Consider the following 16,192-nt stretch of genomic DNA (forward strand, 5'->3'; position numbering starts at 1 on the left):
ATGAAAAAATTATATATTTTACCAATTTTCGCTATTCTGATGATTTCTCTGCAATCATGCATGGTTTCGAGCAAACCCAAAATGGCATTTTTCGATAATCCTTCTTACAATTATGGTGATGCAAAATTTACGAGCATTAATGTTCCCATGTTTCTCGCCAAACCAATTGTAAAAAGATCTTTGCGCGACGATGGCGAAAGTGAAGAACTCATCAACCTCATCTCCAAAGTTTCTGATATTAAAGTAATGACCGTAGAAAACGGAAACAGAGAAATGATGAAAGATTTTTCAAAATACCTCTCCAGCAATAATTTTGAAGAATGGATGACCGTAAAAAAAGATACCGAGACGATTAATTTTCAGGCAAAACAAACCGGCGAAGTCATTAAAAAACTCATGATCACGATCAGTTCCGAAGCAGAAATGGTTCTTGTAGATGTTTCCGGAAAATTTACCGCAGATGATATTTCCAGGCTTATAAATTATTCGGAGAAACACGATATTAAAAAGCTCGTCAATCAATAAATTAAATTTTCATTAAAAGATAGCCGCATCATTTGCGGCTATTTTTTTAGAAGCCAGGAACCTGCTTTTCACTACAAGTCCTCATTCGGCACTCGCTTCGCTCGCGCCTCTTTGCGGGCTTTTCGCTGCAAAACGAGGTACAAGTTTCGACGATTCCATAAAAAAAATAAAAATGGAGTCAATCAGGTTTAGTTACGACTTGTTTTTAAAATTAAATTTTTGTTAAGAAAAACAGGATATTTTCATTTTAAATAAAAATAACTTAATTTTGCACAGAAAGTAAAGATGTCTATTCAAAACAAAATAGTAGAAACTGCCATCACTTTCGATGACGTTCTCTTAATCCCTTCTTACTCAGAAGTTTTACCTAATCAGGTTTCCCTTAAATCAAGACTTTCCGATAAAATTACGCTTAATGTTCCCATCGTTTCTGCAGCAATGGATACCGTTACAGAAGCTGAAATGGCAATTGCTTTAGCAAGAGTTGGTGGAATTGGTTTTATTCATAAAAATATGCCGATTGAGGAGCAGGCAACTCAGGTTTACAATGTGAAACGCTCCGAGAACGGAATGATCTCCGATCCTGTAACCTTATCCAAAGATCATACTTTAGCCGAAGCCAAAGAATTAATGACAAGATTTAAGATCTCCGGACTTCCTGTAGTCGATGATAATAATACTTTGATCGGAATTATTACAAACCGCGATGTAAAATATCAGGAAAACCTTGACGCGAAAGTGGAAGAATTAATGACCAAAGAAAAGCTCATTGTTTCCAATAAAGCCACAAATCTGGAGGAAGCCAAGCAGATCCTTTTGCATAACCGCGTAGAAAAGCTTCCGATCGTTGATAAAGACTTTAAACTGGTTGGTTTAATAACCATTAAAGATATTGATAATCAAATGGAATATCCGAATGCGAATAAAGACAAAGACGGTCGATTAATCGTTGGAGCCGGCGTTGGCGTTGGCGACGACACCATTTCTCGAGTTACGGCTCTGGTAAAATCAGGCGTTGATATTATTGCGGTAGATTCTGCACACGGACATTCGAAAGGAGTTTTAGATAAAGTAAAAGAAATCCGTAAAAACTTCCCTGATTTAGATATTATCGGTGGAAATATTGTTACTGCAGAAGCGGCGAAAGATCTCATCGAAGCTGGTGCAAACATTCTGAAAGTGGGTGTTGGTCCGGGTTCAATCTGTACAACGCGTGTTGTAGCCGGCGTTGGTGTTCCGCAACTTTCTGCAATTTATAATGTTTTCGAATACGCGAAAACTAAAAATGTTGCCGTAATTGCCGATGGTGGAATTAAATTATCCGGAGATATTGTAAAAGCTTTAGCTTCTGGAGCAAGTGCCGTAATGCTCGGCTCTTTATTGGCTGGAACTGATGAAGCTCCGGGTGAAGAAATTATTTTCCAGGGTCGAAAATTTAAGGCTTATCAAGGAATGGGTTCTCTTTCAGCCATGAGACGTGGTGGAAAAGAACGATACTTTCAAAGTGAAGCCAAGAAATTTGTTCCCGAAGGAATTGAAGGCCGCGTTCCCCACAAAGGTAAATTAGAAGAAGTAGTTTTCCAGCTAACTGGCGGAATAAGAGCCGGAATGGGATATTGCGGAACGAAAGATATCGAAGCGCTGCAAACAGACGGAAAAATGGTGATGATTACCGGAAGTGGTTTAAAAGAATCCCATCCGCATGATGTTATTATCACTCAGGAAGCACCTAATTATTCGGTGTAGAAAAATAACTGAATTATCCGAATCCGACTATTTTAAATAGTCGGATTTTTTGATGCCTAAAAATATTTTATTAATGTTTGTTATAATAAGATATATTTGCTGCAAATAAAAATTAGAATGAGAGTAAGCTTTACTAAATTGTTACTGTTCTCCCTATTTATTTTCTTTTCCTGCAATCATGATGAAGAAAATGCGGCCGTAATCACAGCCTCCGATTTTGCAGTTACGATGGATGAAAATCCTGCGTTAAAAGAAGTAATCGGTAAAATTAACGCCACAACTAATCAGGGAAGCTTAAAATACGAAATCACCTCGCAAAATATTAGTGGTGCAATGGATATAAATTCCAGCACAGGCGAACTATTTGTAGCGAATCCAGATTTTTTTGACTTCGAATCCAATCCCATTATTTCTGGCGTAGCAAAAATTTCAAATGGAACTATTTTTAAAGAAATTCAGATTAAAATTTCATTAACAGATGTTTTAGAAAGTTCGGTTTCAATGAATGATTTTACGTTTAGCATCAATGAAAATCCGACCACTCAAATGTTGATCGGGAAAATATCGGGAACAACAAATATTGGCAGTCTCACCTATTCTTTAGAATCGCAGTCCAATAATAATGCTTTACGAATTGATGCTTCGACCGGTAATTTATATGTTCTAACGAGAAATTATTTCGATTTTGAAACGAATCCTGTCATCACTGCGATCGTTAAAGCTTCAAATGATACAGTTTCAGCATTATCAAATATTAAAATTATTATTAAGGATCTGAACGCCTGCGATGAAGAGAACGCAAATATGGAGAACTATTTTGCAGATTTTGTAAATACAGGAAATTATTTTTTTCAGACTACAATGGATGCAAGAACTCACGAATATACTTTTCATGTTTCTGAAGCTTTAAATTTGTGCAGCGTTGGATATCAAACTTATACCGGAAAACCCTGTGTGATAGAAATTGTTGACGAAAATAATACGATCCTTTATACTAATATTTTCACCTTCTCGAAAACGGAACAAGATTATAAAAGTTTGCCTTTAATTAATCTGCAGCCTAACAAAAACTATACGATAAGACGAAGATTTGAAAATTATAATGACAGTTCAGATCTTATAGGCAAATTATTTATGAATAAAGATTACTCTTCTTCGGTGATGCCTTTTAACACTGGAAAAATCACAATTACACGGTCAAAATATTATGATTCGTATAATTCTAATATTGTTACGAGTTCAATTCCATTCATTACTTTAGGATATTCGCTTCCTTAAACAAAGGGTTTGCTAGATTCTTATCCGCATAATTTTGCTATTAAAATACACTTTCAGGAATTAGTCACTTTAAATGAAATACGAAATCTGAAAAGAAATATTGCCGACTTAAAACCTTCGGCTTTTTTATATTTATTATATTTACGTCTTATTCTGATTCAATGAAAAACTTAGTTCTGCTTCTCATTTTAATGCTCTTCGTAAAATGTGACATATTGCCCACGAATACTCCGGTTTACAGACCGAATACTTCTACAACTTCTAATAATTCTGGTAATGAAAACAGCGAGTTTACGACTTTAATTGAAAAAGACAGGATCAATAAAAAGCACGTAAATGCCGAGGTTCTCACCTATTTGCTGAACGAACCGGATCCTGCGGAAACACATACTGCAGCGGTAATTGAAAATACAACACGATGTAATATCATCGTAAGGATTGTAGGGATCTCGAACAGTCAAATCTATAATCTTCCGGTTCCGGCGCACACGAAAAATCAGTTTGTAATTCAAAAAGGAAATTATACTTTGAAATCGAATCTTTGTGGTGCGAAATACTACTCTCAAAAAAACCTCACAGAACCGCTCATTCTTAAACTTTCTATCAATTGATCACTAAGTCAGCGATTTAGTTGAAACCCGCACTAAACCTGAAGTTATTTGAAATAGCGTACCTTGAAAAAAATTAATACGTTGCTCCTCAACATTGTTTTTCGACTCTGATAAAACTCATACCCAAAAACTTTCAAAACAACTTTAATTCGGATAAATTTGTCCTATTAAAAAACAGTTAAATATTCAATCAAATGAAACAAATTCTTACAACCTTTGCATTAGCCCTTTTAACCCTTCAGGCGTGTAAACAGAATGCTAATGACAGTTCCTCTGCAAAATCAGAGAACGCAATGGAAATTAAAGTGAGCGGAGAAACAGAGAATCAAAAACCCGTGAATCCACCAACCGTTCCTGCCGCAATTGGTGACAGAGCAGCTAAAAAAGTAATCGTGCATTTAGAAGCCACCGAAGAAGAAGGTGAACTTGCAGACGGTGTTACTTATAAATTCTGGACGTTTAACAGTACGGTTCCAGGATCATTTATCCGAATCAGAGTCGGCGACGAAGTTGAACTGCACTTAAAAAATGCGAGTAACAGCGTAATGCCACACAATATCGATCTTCACGCCGTAAACGGTCCAGGTGGAGGTGCAGAAGCAACAAACGTTGCACCGGGGAAAGAAGCGATCTTTAATTTTAAAGCTTTAAATCCAGGACTTTTTGTTTATCACTGTGCTGCAGCTCCGGTTCCATTGCACATTGCCAACGGAATGTACGGTTTGATCTTAGTAGAACCCGCAGGTGGTTTAGCGAAAGTTGACCGCGAGTATTACATCATGCAGGGTGAATTCTACACAAAAGGAAAAACCGACGAAAAAGGTCTTCAGGAATTTGATCAGGACAAAGGTGTTGACGAAAGACCAACTTATGTAGTTTTCAACGGTAAGAAAAATGCGTTGATGGGCGAGAAAATGCTTCAGGCAAAAGTGGGCGAAACCGTACGTCTTTTCGTAGGAAACGCCGGTCCAAATTTAGCATCCTCATTCCACGTCATCGGAGAAATTTTTGATAAAGTTTATCCAGAAGGCGGAACAAAATTCAATGAAAATGTTCAAACTACTTTAATTCCAGCAGGTGGAGCAGCAATGGTAGAATTTAAAGTAGAAGAACCGGGAGAATATGTGATCGTTGACCACTCTATTTTCCGGGCATTCAATAAAGGAGCAATTGGTAAATTAAAAGTGACCGGAGAGAAAAATCCGAAAATTTACAACAAAGTACAATAATCGAGAACTTATATAACATCAAAAAAGAAACTGCAATGTCAAAAATTTTTAAAATATTTCTGTACATCGGCAGTTTCTTTTTTATTTTTCTGTCCTGTTCTAAAAAGGTGACAGAAACAAAAGAGAAAGATCCTTTAACACTTTCAGCAAAAGAGATCCAGATCAATCCAGATGTGAAAATGATTTCCATTAAAGGTGGTAAATATTTACCCTTTTACGGCGACAGTTCTCTGGTTGAAGTTCAGGATTTTCTTCTGGATGAAAGACCTGTAACGAACGCAGAATTTTTAGATTTCGTAAAGAAAAATCCGAAATGGAAACGCAGCAATATTAAATCAATTTTTGCAGATGATACTTATTTAAAAGATTGGCAAGATGATGACACCCTTCCGAAAAATGCTGATCCCGACGCTCCGGTTACTTTTGTTTCCTGGTTCGCCGCGAAAGCATTTGCCAAAAGTGCGGGAAAAAGATTACCAACTTTAGATGAATGGGAATATGTCGCGATGGCCGATGAAGAAAGTGCTAACGCAAGAAATAAACCCGAATATTCCGCACACCTCATCAATCTGTACAATGAAAAACTGAGAGAAAAAAAGAAAGTTCAAATTTCAAAACCTAACTATTACGGCGTTTACAATATGTTCGATCTGGTTTGGGAATGGACCGATGATTTTAACTCGATCATGACGACCGCAGATTCGCGCGCCGGCGAATTCGATGACAAAGGACTTTTCTGTGCTTCTGCCGCAACAAGCGCAGCTGACGTTCTAAATTATGCCTCTTTTATGAGATATGCTTTCAGATCCAGTTTAAAAGCTAATTATACGGTAGAGAACTTAGGGTTCAGATGTGCAAAAGACCTTCAAAAAAAATAAAATGAAAAATTTCATCATACTACTATTTTCTCTAACGTTCATTTTTGCCTGTAAAGAAAATGGCCAAAAGAAAGAAGAGATTAAAGAGAAAACCGCAGATTCCATTTTTTTACTGGATTCCAAATGGCAAAACCAAGATGGCAAAGAACTTCAGTTAAAAGAGCTGAAAGGAAAAAATTTGGTTGTCGTAATGATTTTTACGAGTTGTCAAACGGCTTGTCCGCTTTTGGTAGCAGATATGAAAAAAGTAGAAGCTAAGATCGGTAAAGAGCAACTCAAAAACACCTCAATGGTTTTGATCACGATCGATCCGGAAAATGACACGTCGGAAGTATTAAAAGAATACGCTCAGAAAAGAGGAATGTACGGTGCGCCGTGGATTTTTCTGCGAACAGATATCGAGTCAACGCGAGAATTTGCGAATGTTTTGGCGGTGAAATACAAAAAAATAACGCCGATCATTTTTTCTCACTCCAACATCATTTCCATCTTTAATAAAAATGGCGAAATGGTAAGTCAGGAAGAAGGAACCGTAAATTCCGATGCGATCGCGAAAACAGTAAATGGTCTGAATTAAAATAACACTAAAACAGCCATTAATGCCTGCTTAAGAAATTTTGCAGGTGTTTTTTTTCAAAATTATATAACTACAAAACTTTGATTGAATCTTAAATTTTTTCTTGCCTACAAATAAGATAATAAAACATTAAATAAAAACTATATTTTTACAGCTGACAAAATTTTAAAACATCTTATGAAATATAAATTTATCCTCTTTTTTCTATGTACTTTTTCTTCTTTAGCGACTTCCCAAATCATTAATATTCCTGATGCCGATTTTAAAGATCGTCTTGTTTCTACAACCATTTTAAGTCAAAATGCGAAAGATCTAAATGGAAATTACACGAAAATCGACCTCAATAATGATGGAGAAATTCAGATCAATGAGGCAGAAAATTTAAGTTATCTCAGCGTTTCTTATTCGGGAATAAAGTCCTTAGTTGGGATTGAAAAATTTATCAATCTTACTTTTTTAGATTGCGGCGCAAATTCTTTAACCAATCTTGATCTATCCGAAAATACAAAGCTGATAACGCTTAAAGCATCTGCAAATTATGTTTTGAAAACTGTAAATGTGAGCAATAACATCCTTTTAGAAAAATTGGATTTAGCGGCCAACAATCTTCAGGCGATCGATGTTACTAAGAACATTAATCTTCTGGATTTTTCTTGCTTCGGTACTTTTACCGATTTAAATTTATCGCTCAATTCTAAACTAAAGAAATTATATGTAAATGCAGATTCGCTCCTTAATCTGAATTTGAACGGCTGCATTTCCCTTACAGATGCCGATCTTCGCTCAAATTCTTTGATTAATTTAGCAATTACGAACGCGCCAAATATTAATACTTTATCGATTAAAAGTAATTCTTTAACTAATTTAAATCTAATCGGCATTCAATTCCTTAATTCCCTAACCTTAGAAAATTTACCAGCGAGCTCTTTAGATTTATCTGATAATATTGATTTAAAAACGTTAACAGTTTACGGCACCGGTTTAACCTCCATCGATTTATCTAAAAATACGAACTTAAATTTCTTGTTCCTAAGTGGAACTTCGGTATTAAAGAACGTTAACGTTTCCAACCTTGCCGCACTGAAGACGATAATGATCTCTAATAATAACAGTATTCAAAAAATAGACGTTACCAAAAACATCAATCTGGAAATGTTGAACGTTTTCAACTGTTCAGCGCTAACTTCGATTTTTGTAAAAAATGGTAAAAAACAAAATTTTGGAGAAGATTTCTTAAACTGTCCAGAACTTAAAAATATATGTTGCGACGAATCTGAAGTCTCATTATTTAACAATCCAAATTATTTGGTAGTGACCGATTGCAGCTTACTTTCTACTGGAGAACAAGAAAGTCTTGTTTCGTCAAAAAATTTATTCGCACCAAATCCTGTAACTGAAAGAATTTTCTTTAAAGAAAAAGTAAAAACAATTTCCATTATTGATTCCAGTGGAAAATTGATAAAAAAATTAAACTTAAACAGTTCTGAATTGTCCGTTTCAGATTTACCAAAAGGAATATACATTTTAAAATTAGAAACAGAAAAAGGAATTCAGAAAGCTAAAATGATGAAAAATTAATTTCCAAGATTGTCTTTAAAATCATCGATCCTGAAATCGGTTAAAGCATTTCCTTTTTCAATTTTTTCTTTGGAATAAAGACGAAAATCGTTTTCTGTCTTTTCTAATAGATAATCATAAGGTCCGACCGAGGAAATTAGTTTCACCAAAACGGGCGCAATTTCCAGCGAGATAAAAAGTCCCATAATAAATGCTGCTGCAACTCCGATCACTGCGGTATTATTTCCCAGCTCATCTAAAGCTTGCAGTCTCGCCGCAAAACCGTTGAATTTATCTTCGAAAGTTTCGGTTTTGGTTCTTTCCGTTTCAATGTTGGTATAGACTTTTGAAACTTCTTTATCCAGATATTCCATTCGGGGCGCGATTTGTTTCTGATAATTTTCCAGATCCTGTTTGCGCTGTTCTTTTAGTTCTGCTTTTCTTTTTGCATTGGTGCCGTAACCAACTTTTCCACTGGTTAATCCACTTTGTTTGCCCAAAATTTCTTTTTCCAGTTCCACCGAAGCTGAATCGTAAGATTTCTGATAATCTGCAATTTTGGTTTGAATTTGTTTTTTCTCTGTATCAAAAGGTCCGGACTGTTGCAAGATTCTGCCGTTCATTTCAGCCTGAAGCTGTGTCTTATTTCTTTGGATGATCGTATTCAACTGTTTATTGACTTCCTTTTCGAAAATTTTCAGTTCCAGAGGTTTTGAAATGATGATCCCAAGAAAAGCCGCTAAAATTAAACGCGGAATCGCCATTAAGATCTGGTTCCACCAAGTGCCGGTTTTCTTAATAGAAGAAACAATATACCGGTCCAGATTAAAAATCATCAAACCCCATAAAACCGCAAATCCAACAGAGATCCAAATGTCATCGAATACGGTGAACATGGCATAGCCAGCAGAAAGTGTCGCGAAAACAGCCGTAAATAATACGATGCCACCAATCCCGGAAAACTTGTTCCACTCGCTTGGTGTTTTTCTTAAAATATGAATATTTCCGCCGGAACAAACCATGAGGAATTTTTGAAACCAGTTCATCGAATGATTCGTTGGACTGATCGGATTTATTTTTTGTGGATTCATTTCTTTAAATTTTATAACTACAATATTGGTCTTAGAAAACGCAACAATGTTACAGATAGTATTAGGTTTAGCCAAGTAAATACTTTGTGTAGTTTTTGTAAAGTATTTTTACAAATGAATAATCTGAAAAGGAAAGAGTTAGCCTATTTTAAACGATCCGGATTTTGTTTTAGAAAACTGTCCCAACCGGAGTAAGATTTGTCTGATGAAATAGTTCCGGAGTTGAAATGATGACAAACCGCAACAGCTAAACCATCCGTTGCATCCAGATATTTTGTGGGAAATTCTTTTAGATTCAGCAGGTTTTTCAGCATGCCGGCAACCTGTTCTTTACTTGCATTTCCGTTTCCGGTGATCGCCATCTTTATTTTCTTCGGAGAATATTCGGTGATCGGAATATCGCGGTGCAGCGAGGCGGCCATTGCAACTCCCTGTGCGCGACCTAATTTCAGCATCGACTGTACATTTTTCCCGAAGAAAGGTGCTTCTAGTGCGACTTCGTCTGGATGGTATTCATCGATCAACGCCAGGGTTTTATCGAAAATATGTTTCAGTTTGGTCTCGTGATTCGGATGTTTTTTCAGAATAAGTTCGTGCATGGAGAGCATTTCCATTTTGTTTCCTTTCACCGAGATCAGTCCGAAACCCATCACCGCAGTTCCAGGATCAATTCCTAAAATAATTTTTTCGTTTTGCACCCTGCAAAAATAAGTCTTTAAAATAAATGAAAGAACAATGTGACCTTTTTTGTTAAAAAGTATTAAATTTGATCACTAAACCTCAACGTATTGATTATGAGATTATTTATCGGCACAACGGCTTTTATCGCTTTACTTTTAAATTTCGGATGTGAATCTCAGAAATCAGTTTCTGTAGAACCAGCCTCAGTTGCAGCTGCAACCAAGACAGAACAAAGCATTGTCTTTCTTTTCTTTGAAATCGAAAAAGCAACCGATGGAAACGAGATCATCAAACTCACCGATAAGAAAATCACGGCGGGAATAATGAAAGAAGGATCTATCGATAACAAAGAAAATACCGCCGGAAATATCGCAGTCACTTTTTTGGGGAAAGACGGAAAAGCCGTTTCTGAAAGAATCATCGAAGATCCTTTAAATCCAATGATGGAAACCTATTCTGAAGAAGGTTTAAACCGAGAAAAAATGATCTTACCAAAAGCTGAATTCAGCGTGAGATTCAATCAAACAGGAAATATTTCAGCAGTAAAACTGGAGAAAATTACTCCAAATTCTAAAAAACAATTATTAACCATTCAACTTTAATTACATGAAAAAACTTCTACTTCTTTTATTGATGAGCCAGTTGTGCTTATCACAGGTTTTCGAAACTATTCCGATCATGGAGAACGGCCCCAGAGACAAGAGAATTAACATGGTCGTAATGGGAGACGGATTTACTTCCGGTCAGCAAGGTGATTTTGTTACCAACGCTACATCGCTTGTGAATTATATTTTCAATAAAGCACCTTACGCTCAGTATAAAAATTACTTCAATGTTTATGCGATCAAAGTGATCTCTCCCGAATCTGGTGTTAAACATCCCGGTACTGCGGTCGATGTTACCGAACCTATCATTCCGGTTACCAATCCGAATAATTTCTTGGGAAGTTCCTTTGATGTTGGCGGAACACACCGTTGCCTCTACTCCAATACTACCAATAAAGTAACCAATGTTTTGGCGAGCAACGTTCCGGATTTCGATATTGCTTTTATTTTAGGAAACTCCCCGGAATATGGCGGTTGTGGCGGAACCTACGCGTTCCTTTCGAATCACCCTCAAGCTAACGAGATCGTGGTTCATGAACTGGGCCATTCTTTCGGAAAACTGGCAGATGAATATTGGTTTTCCGGTACCGGAGAATCGCCAAATAAAACGAAAGACAATAATCCGGCAACGAACAGATGGAAAAATTGGGTAGGTATCAATTCGACCGGAATATTTCCTTACGAGGAAAGTCCAACCTGGTTTCGTCCGCATCAAAATTGCGAAATGCGTTATTTGAACCGTGAGTTCTGTTCGGTTTGTAAACAACAGCTGATCGAAAGAGTACACACATTACAAAATCCGATCGATTCATTTACACCAAGCAACGCCGCCGGTATCAATCTTTCGGGTCCAATTACTTTTGCGGTTACTGAAATTTTACCCATTCCAAATACTTTAGAAAATACCTGGACCTTAAACGGAAATCCATTGAGCAATACGACAAGTTCTGTAACGGTTCCGGCTGCTGATTTTACAAATGGAGTGAACACTGTACAGTTTTCTGTGGTTGATAATAACAATTTGTTGAAAGTTGACAATCATGCAACGCTTCACGTTTCCACTGTAGTTTGGACGGTGAATAAAACACTTTCTGCAGTAGACATAAATGGTTCGTCCAGATCATTTACGATTTATCCCAATCCGGCAAAATCCCAGATCTTTATCAAAGATTCTAAAAGCAAACTGAAAAATATTTCTGTACAAATTTTGGATGCTTCCGGAAGAAGTTTAAGAACGCCTCAAGTAGAACAGTCAGGTTCGGGGGAAGTTTCAGTAAATATTGAAGGTCTTTTACCACAAACTTATATCATTAAAGTTTTTGAAAACAACGCTTTAATTCTTTCTCAGAAAATTATTAAAGAGTAAATTTCTTTTAATTGATACAATCCGGGATTCTATGGAATTCCGGATTTTTTTGCGTTTTAAGAAGTGATCTTTAAATTTGTTGCTATTTTCGATACAGAAAGTTGATTAAAATTATAAAAATCAATATCTTCAACGCAGAATAACTCCCGAAAGTTTTTCCAAATAATAAACAATTAAATATTTCGTATGAACGAGCACCTGAAAACGATCGCAAAAATTTCCGGGAAATCTATTTGGGCCTGGATAAAAGTCAACCTTATTGGTGGCTTATTTTTGTTTTTGAATCTTGCAATCGGCTTTTATCTTTTGGCGGACAATCCGGAAAGTGGCGGTTTTGGTGGTCATGTTGGCGGACCGGCAGCTTTTTTAGTTTTCTTTATGGTCATCTTTTATTATTTAACTACGGATTTATTTCCGACCCTTCTCGTTGTTTTTGCTTTCGTATCTATTCCACTGTTTCTTTTTCTGGCCAATAAATATGCGATCAGCACTTTCCTTTATAATATTTACCAAAACAAACTTTCCGATTTTGTCGAAACCAAATTACAGGGACTTTTAAAAAAAGTGTTCGATAAATATCCAAAATTATTTGAGGACGCAGAATGGAAATCTTTAAGCACTAAATTAATTCAGGAAAGCAAAGAAGATAAATCCATGTCTTGGATCAGTCGTAAATCGATTTCTTTCGGACTAAAAAAAATCAATATGGATGATATTAATTTTTCAGATCCTAACCTCAGTTTATCGCACGTAATCTCTCAAAAAATAAAACAGGCAGTTAATGACACCTTAGAACCGACAATGAAACCGGTCTGGATCGTATGGGGAACTGATCTCGTTTTAATCATTTTGGCTTTTATATTCAATAATCAAAAGTAGTTTCATCTTCAACATCTTTTTTACAACAATTCTAAAAATCCTCATTTTATTTTTAAATTTTCCTTTATTTTTAAACAGTTCATTTTTATCCTCTTCACCTGTAAGAAAGTTAAAGAAGCTTCTATAAACTAAAATCATGAAAAACAACTTATTAATCACCTTCATTTTACTGTTCGCATTTCAATTATTTTCTGCGCAAAAACCGATTTATACCAAAGCAAAAGTAATAGCCGTAAATGTTTACAGACAATCTGCTGAACTGCAAAATACCGCGACCGTTTCAGTTCCGGCAGGAATGAGCGAAATCGTTATTGGAAATATTTCAGAAGAGATCGATGAGAAGTCTCTGCAGATCGGAATCAATAATAAGAACGTCACTATTCTATCTTCTCAGTTTACGGATGATTACTCAGCAGATTTTAAAATTGACACGACCAATCCCGCTTTAAAAAAAGTAAATGACAGCATCAACACAGTGGAAAATGTACTCGTGAAAGCAAATATAGAACTTGAAGCCAATAATAAAGCCATCGAACTTCTGGATAAAAATCAAACTATTTTAGTTGGAAGCAATTTTTCTACCGTTGCGCAACTCACGCAGCTCACCGATTGGTACACGAACAAACGCATTGAGATCAGCAATAAAATTGTAGCGATAAAAAAGAACATTGCTTCTCTTCAAAAGAAATTGGTGCGTTTAAAAAGCAGCTTAAAAACGAATGAGGAAAAAGAGGCAGAAGAATTTGCAAGCGGAGTTCTTGTTCTAAAAGTAATGAGCAAATCAGTAGGAACCGTGAAAATGGACCTTAATTATCTGGCTGGTAATGTAAGCTGGAGTCCACTCTACGAGATCAAAGGAAATAAAATATCTGAACCACTGGAACTCACTTTAAAAGCTGCAATTAAACAGAATACCGGTTTGGACTGGAAAGCAGTAAAACTGACGCTGATCAACGGTTTTTCTTCCCGAAATAACACGGCGCCCGTTGTTCAGCCCTGGTTTTTATATAGTCAAAGTGACAAAAATTTAGATGAGGTTACTATGGCAAGCGGAATTAAGCTAGAAAGAAAACCTCAGGCAGAAGCGAGCTCCAACCAAATTACAAAAGAACTAATGGAATCGGCTTCCGTCGGATTCAGCATTAACTCCAATCAGCTCAATGTGAGTTATGATGTAGATATTCCTTATGACGTTCTCTCTAATGATGAAGATCACATTGTTAGTTTATTCCAGCAGAATATTCCGGCAGTGTATGAATATTTCGCTGCACCAGCTTATTCGGGCGAAGCATTTCTCCTCGCAAAAATTAAAGATTTCAGCAAGTATGGATTAATCACCGCGCCCGCAAATATTATTTTCGAAAATATGTACATCGGAGAAACGACCATCGATCCTAATCAAACGGAAAACGAACTCGATATTACGCTTGGAAACGACCGCAGGATCAGTGTTAAAAAAGAACCTGTGAAAGATAAATCAGGAGAGAAATTTCTCTCCTCTTTTCGGGAAAAAACAGTGACTTACGATCTGATCATCCGCAATAATAAAAAAGAAAGCATCGATATTGAAGTAAAAGATGGTATTCCGCTGAGCACGAACGAGGCGATCAAGGTGGAACTTTTAGAAAGCAGTGGTGCAAAAAAGAACGAGGAAACTGGTATTTTGATCTGGAAAACTAAAGTTGCGCCTTCTGAAACAAAAAAATTTCGTGTGAGTTATAAAGTAAGGTATCCAAAAGATTTGATCATCAGTAACTTGTAGGGAAATTTAAATGTAAATTCCTTTTTGTAACGTTTAAATAACTGATTAAAGGAGAATTCGGAACCGGACTAAACAATATTTATGATCAAAAACAATCCTTTTATTACGGTTTTACTCCTCATTTTAATCGAAGTTTTATTTTTTAATTACGCTGAATACATAAATTTTCGATCGTCCGATAATCAGGGATTATCAATATCTATCGCACTTTTTGGAATCCCTGTCTTAGCCGTAATTTTGAACTTGTTTCTGAAAGATAATCCGTACAAAAAATCATTTAAATTTTTTTCTAATTTTCTTCTTATAAGCGCTGCACTACTGTTTTTTGCCGCACGTTTAATTCTCGGATAAATAAATTTTGCTAAAGCTTAACCTTTTATGAAGAAAACATTTTTAGATTATCTTAACTTATTTTTAATTCTAGTTTTGCTTTTCATTCTTGCAATGTTTGCCTATTCCTGGATCACCAATAAAGAGTTTGACAAACTATATTTCGGCGCAGAAATAAGAAGTTCTGCGGGAAATTCAACGGCATTAAAGACCAATACAATTCAAATCATTGAAGGGGAATTTCGGAACAGTTTTAATCATTCTACATTAAAGATCCATTCAGATTCAAAATTAATAAGTTCATCCATTAGTGAAGATTCTGTTTATTTCAGAAGTCAGACTGAACTTTTACCAGACTTTTTACACTTGAAATATTTCTCTGTTGACGAGCGTCAATTTTATAAAGTCAATACAAAACTTCCTTCTTTCACTATTAAAAAAACGATAAAAAATAAAAATACCAGACCAAAATTTGTTGTCGAGGTTCAGCCAAAAGGAATTATTCTTTTAAAAATATTACAGAAAAATATTCCTTCAAAAGTGATCGCAAAATTTCAGGCAGAAAAAACTACCGGAATTTTAAATGAGTTGGTGTATGAAACAAGTTTAGGAAAAAAATACAACCGGTTTGAAAGCATTAAAAGCATTAATGATTATTCAGATTTGCTTCAAAATCAATATTTGTGGGGATTTGCAACCGTTTTGGAGGATGAAAGCATCTTAGAAAACGCTTACACCTATTCGTACGACTTAGAAAGTAAGTATGATTTTGAAGATCTGAAGAATGTTAAAAAGCGCAATATCCCCAAAACCTTTTACCTCGACTGGCGAGATTCAAAAAAACACAGCACCCAGTTTACTTCTGATCCGAATGAGATTTTACAGGCTTTTAAAACTCTTGGTAAGGCAGAAGGAAATGATCCAATAACAATCACTTTTAAATTATTTAAAGATCGACAGCCGGAATGTCAAATTTCGAAAGGAGGAAAAGTTCTTGATCTAAAAGATCTATATGCGAATTAGTCGGTCAAACAATTATTTTAATTTTTAAGTACTAAAAAATCCGATATTGCTGTA

15 protein-coding genes are annotated in these 16,192 nt (G+C 35.8%); 13 read left to right on the forward strand and 2 right to left on the reverse strand.

Annotated features, from left to right (window positions below; all coding sequences use genetic code 11):
• From ACZ9HT_RS11575 to ACZ9HT_RS11610, 8 genes are all read left to right on the forward strand, one after another.
• Nucleotides 1-525 carry a DUF4252 domain-containing protein gene (locus ACZ9HT_RS11575; RefSeq protein ID WP_476040649.1) on the forward strand — a complete coding sequence of 175 codons (525 nt, stop codon included), beginning with the start codon at nucleotides 1-3 and terminating at the stop codon, nucleotides 523-525.
• Between the two features lie 285 nt (nucleotides 526-810).
• The gene (gene guaB, locus ACZ9HT_RS11580) at nucleotides 811-2,271 is read left to right on the forward strand and encodes an IMP dehydrogenase (RefSeq protein ID WP_476040650.1); all 1,461 of its coding nucleotides are present in this window, start codon (nucleotides 811-813) and stop codon (nucleotides 2,269-2,271) included.
• Between the two features lie 117 nt (nucleotides 2,272-2,388).
• Complete coding sequence (locus ACZ9HT_RS11585) at nucleotides 2,389-3,549, forward strand: cadherin repeat domain-containing protein (protein WP_476040651.1); 1,161 nt, start codon at nucleotides 2,389-2,391, stop codon at nucleotides 3,547-3,549.
• 161 nt (nucleotides 3,550-3,710) lie between these two features.
• A complete protein-coding gene (locus ACZ9HT_RS11590; protein WP_476040652.1) occupies nucleotides 3,711-4,160 on the forward strand; it encodes a DUF6759 domain-containing protein in 450 nt (149 codons plus the stop codon).
• 194 nt (nucleotides 4,161-4,354) lie between these two features.
• Nucleotides 4,355-5,389, forward strand: a complete 1,035-nt coding sequence (nirK, locus tag ACZ9HT_RS11595) for a copper-containing nitrite reductase (protein WP_476040653.1) — start codon at nucleotides 4,355-4,357, stop codon at nucleotides 5,387-5,389.
• Nucleotides 5,390-5,424: 35 nt separating this feature from the next.
• Nucleotides 5,425-6,267: a formylglycine-generating enzyme family protein gene (locus ACZ9HT_RS11600; RefSeq protein WP_476040654.1), complete on the forward strand. Its 843-nt coding sequence runs from the start codon at nucleotides 5,425-5,427 to the stop codon at nucleotides 6,265-6,267.
• A 1-nt stretch (nucleotide 6,268) separates the two neighbouring features.
• Nucleotides 6,269-6,844, forward strand: a complete 576-nt coding sequence (locus ACZ9HT_RS11605) for an SCO family protein (RefSeq protein ID WP_476040655.1) — start codon at nucleotides 6,269-6,271, stop codon at nucleotides 6,842-6,844.
• Nucleotides 6,845-7,021: 177 nt separating this feature from the next.
• A complete protein-coding gene (locus ACZ9HT_RS11610) occupies nucleotides 7,022-8,422 on the forward strand; it encodes a T9SS type A sorting domain-containing protein (protein ID WP_476040656.1) in 1,401 nt (466 codons plus the stop codon).
• Here the strand turns inward: ACZ9HT_RS11610 and ACZ9HT_RS11615 are convergent.
• Nucleotides 8,419-9,492, reverse strand: a complete 1,074-nt coding sequence (locus ACZ9HT_RS11615) for a DUF4407 domain-containing protein (RefSeq protein ID WP_476040657.1) — start codon at nucleotides 9,490-9,492, stop codon at nucleotides 8,419-8,421. The two genes, ACZ9HT_RS11610 and ACZ9HT_RS11615, sit on opposite strands and share 4 nt — an antisense overlap.
• A gap of 143 nt (nucleotides 9,493-9,635) precedes the next feature.
• Nucleotides 9,636-10,190: a crossover junction endodeoxyribonuclease RuvC gene (gene ruvC, locus ACZ9HT_RS11620; protein ID WP_476040658.1), complete on the reverse strand. Its 555-nt coding sequence runs from the start codon at nucleotides 10,188-10,190 to the stop codon at nucleotides 9,636-9,638.
• A gap of 96 nt (nucleotides 10,191-10,286) precedes the next feature.
• Between ruvC and ACZ9HT_RS11625 the strand changes: the two genes are divergently transcribed.
• The 5 genes from ACZ9HT_RS11625 (at nucleotide 10,287) to ACZ9HT_RS11645 (ending at nucleotide 16,138) form a co-directional block, all read left to right on the forward strand.
• Nucleotides 10,287-10,775, forward strand: coding sequence for a hypothetical protein (locus ACZ9HT_RS11625; protein WP_476040659.1), 489 nt, complete (start codon nucleotides 10,287-10,289; stop codon nucleotides 10,773-10,775).
• A 4-nt stretch (nucleotides 10,776-10,779) separates the two neighbouring features.
• Nucleotides 10,780-12,144 (forward strand): M64 family metallopeptidase, encoded by a 1,365-nt coding sequence (locus ACZ9HT_RS11630; protein WP_476040660.1) that lies wholly within the window; start codon nucleotides 10,780-10,782, stop codon nucleotides 12,142-12,144.
• 186 nt (nucleotides 12,145-12,330) lie between these two features.
• A complete protein-coding gene (locus ACZ9HT_RS11635) occupies nucleotides 12,331-13,023 on the forward strand; it encodes a hypothetical protein (RefSeq protein WP_476040661.1) in 693 nt (230 codons plus the stop codon).
• A 136-nt stretch (nucleotides 13,024-13,159) separates the two neighbouring features.
• Nucleotides 13,160-14,785, forward strand: a complete 1,626-nt coding sequence (locus tag ACZ9HT_RS11640) for a DUF4139 domain-containing protein (protein ID WP_476040662.1) — start codon at nucleotides 13,160-13,162, stop codon at nucleotides 14,783-14,785.
• Between the two features lie 378 nt (nucleotides 14,786-15,163).
• The gene (locus ACZ9HT_RS11645) at nucleotides 15,164-16,138 is read left to right on the forward strand and encodes a hypothetical protein (RefSeq protein WP_476040663.1); all 975 of its coding nucleotides are present in this window, start codon (nucleotides 15,164-15,166) and stop codon (nucleotides 16,136-16,138) included.
• The last annotated feature ends 54 nt before the right edge of the window (nucleotides 16,139-16,192 follow it).

Source organism: Chryseobacterium sp. UYP7, from assembly GCF_056279225.1.

Coding starts and splice junctions, on each gene's coding strand:
- ACZ9HT_RS11575 (WP_476040649.1), top strand. CDS start 1: ATGAAAAAATTATATATTTTACCAATTTTCGCTATTCTGATGATTTCT.
- guaB (WP_476040650.1), top strand. CDS start 811: ATGTCTATTCAAAACAAAATAGTAGAAACTGCCATCACTTTCGATGAC.
- ACZ9HT_RS11585 (WP_476040651.1), top strand. CDS start 2,389: ATGAGAGTAAGCTTTACTAAATTGTTACTGTTCTCCCTATTTATTTTC.
- ACZ9HT_RS11590 (WP_476040652.1), top strand. CDS start 3,711: ATGAAAAACTTAGTTCTGCTTCTCATTTTAATGCTCTTCGTAAAATGT.
- nirK (WP_476040653.1), top strand. CDS start 4,355: ATGAAACAAATTCTTACAACCTTTGCATTAGCCCTTTTAACCCTTCAG.
- ACZ9HT_RS11600 (WP_476040654.1), top strand. CDS start 5,425: ATGTCAAAAATTTTTAAAATATTTCTGTACATCGGCAGTTTCTTTTTT.
- ACZ9HT_RS11605 (WP_476040655.1), top strand. CDS start 6,269: ATGAAAAATTTCATCATACTACTATTTTCTCTAACGTTCATTTTTGCC.
- ACZ9HT_RS11610 (WP_476040656.1), top strand. CDS start 7,022: ATGAAATATAAATTTATCCTCTTTTTTCTATGTACTTTTTCTTCTTTA.
- ACZ9HT_RS11615 (WP_476040657.1), bottom strand. CDS start 9,492: ATGAATCCACAAAAAATAAATCCGATCAGTCCAACGAATCATTCGATG.
- ACZ9HT_RS11625 (WP_476040659.1), top strand. CDS start 10,287: ATGAGATTATTTATCGGCACAACGGCTTTTATCGCTTTACTTTTAAAT.
- ACZ9HT_RS11630 (WP_476040660.1), top strand. CDS start 10,780: ATGAAAAAACTTCTACTTCTTTTATTGATGAGCCAGTTGTGCTTATCA.
- ACZ9HT_RS11635 (WP_476040661.1), top strand. CDS start 12,331: ATGAACGAGCACCTGAAAACGATCGCAAAAATTTCCGGGAAATCTATT.
- ACZ9HT_RS11640 (WP_476040662.1), top strand. CDS start 13,160: ATGAAAAACAACTTATTAATCACCTTCATTTTACTGTTCGCATTTCAA.
- ACZ9HT_RS11645 (WP_476040663.1), top strand. CDS start 15,164: ATGAAGAAAACATTTTTAGATTATCTTAACTTATTTTTAATTCTAGTT.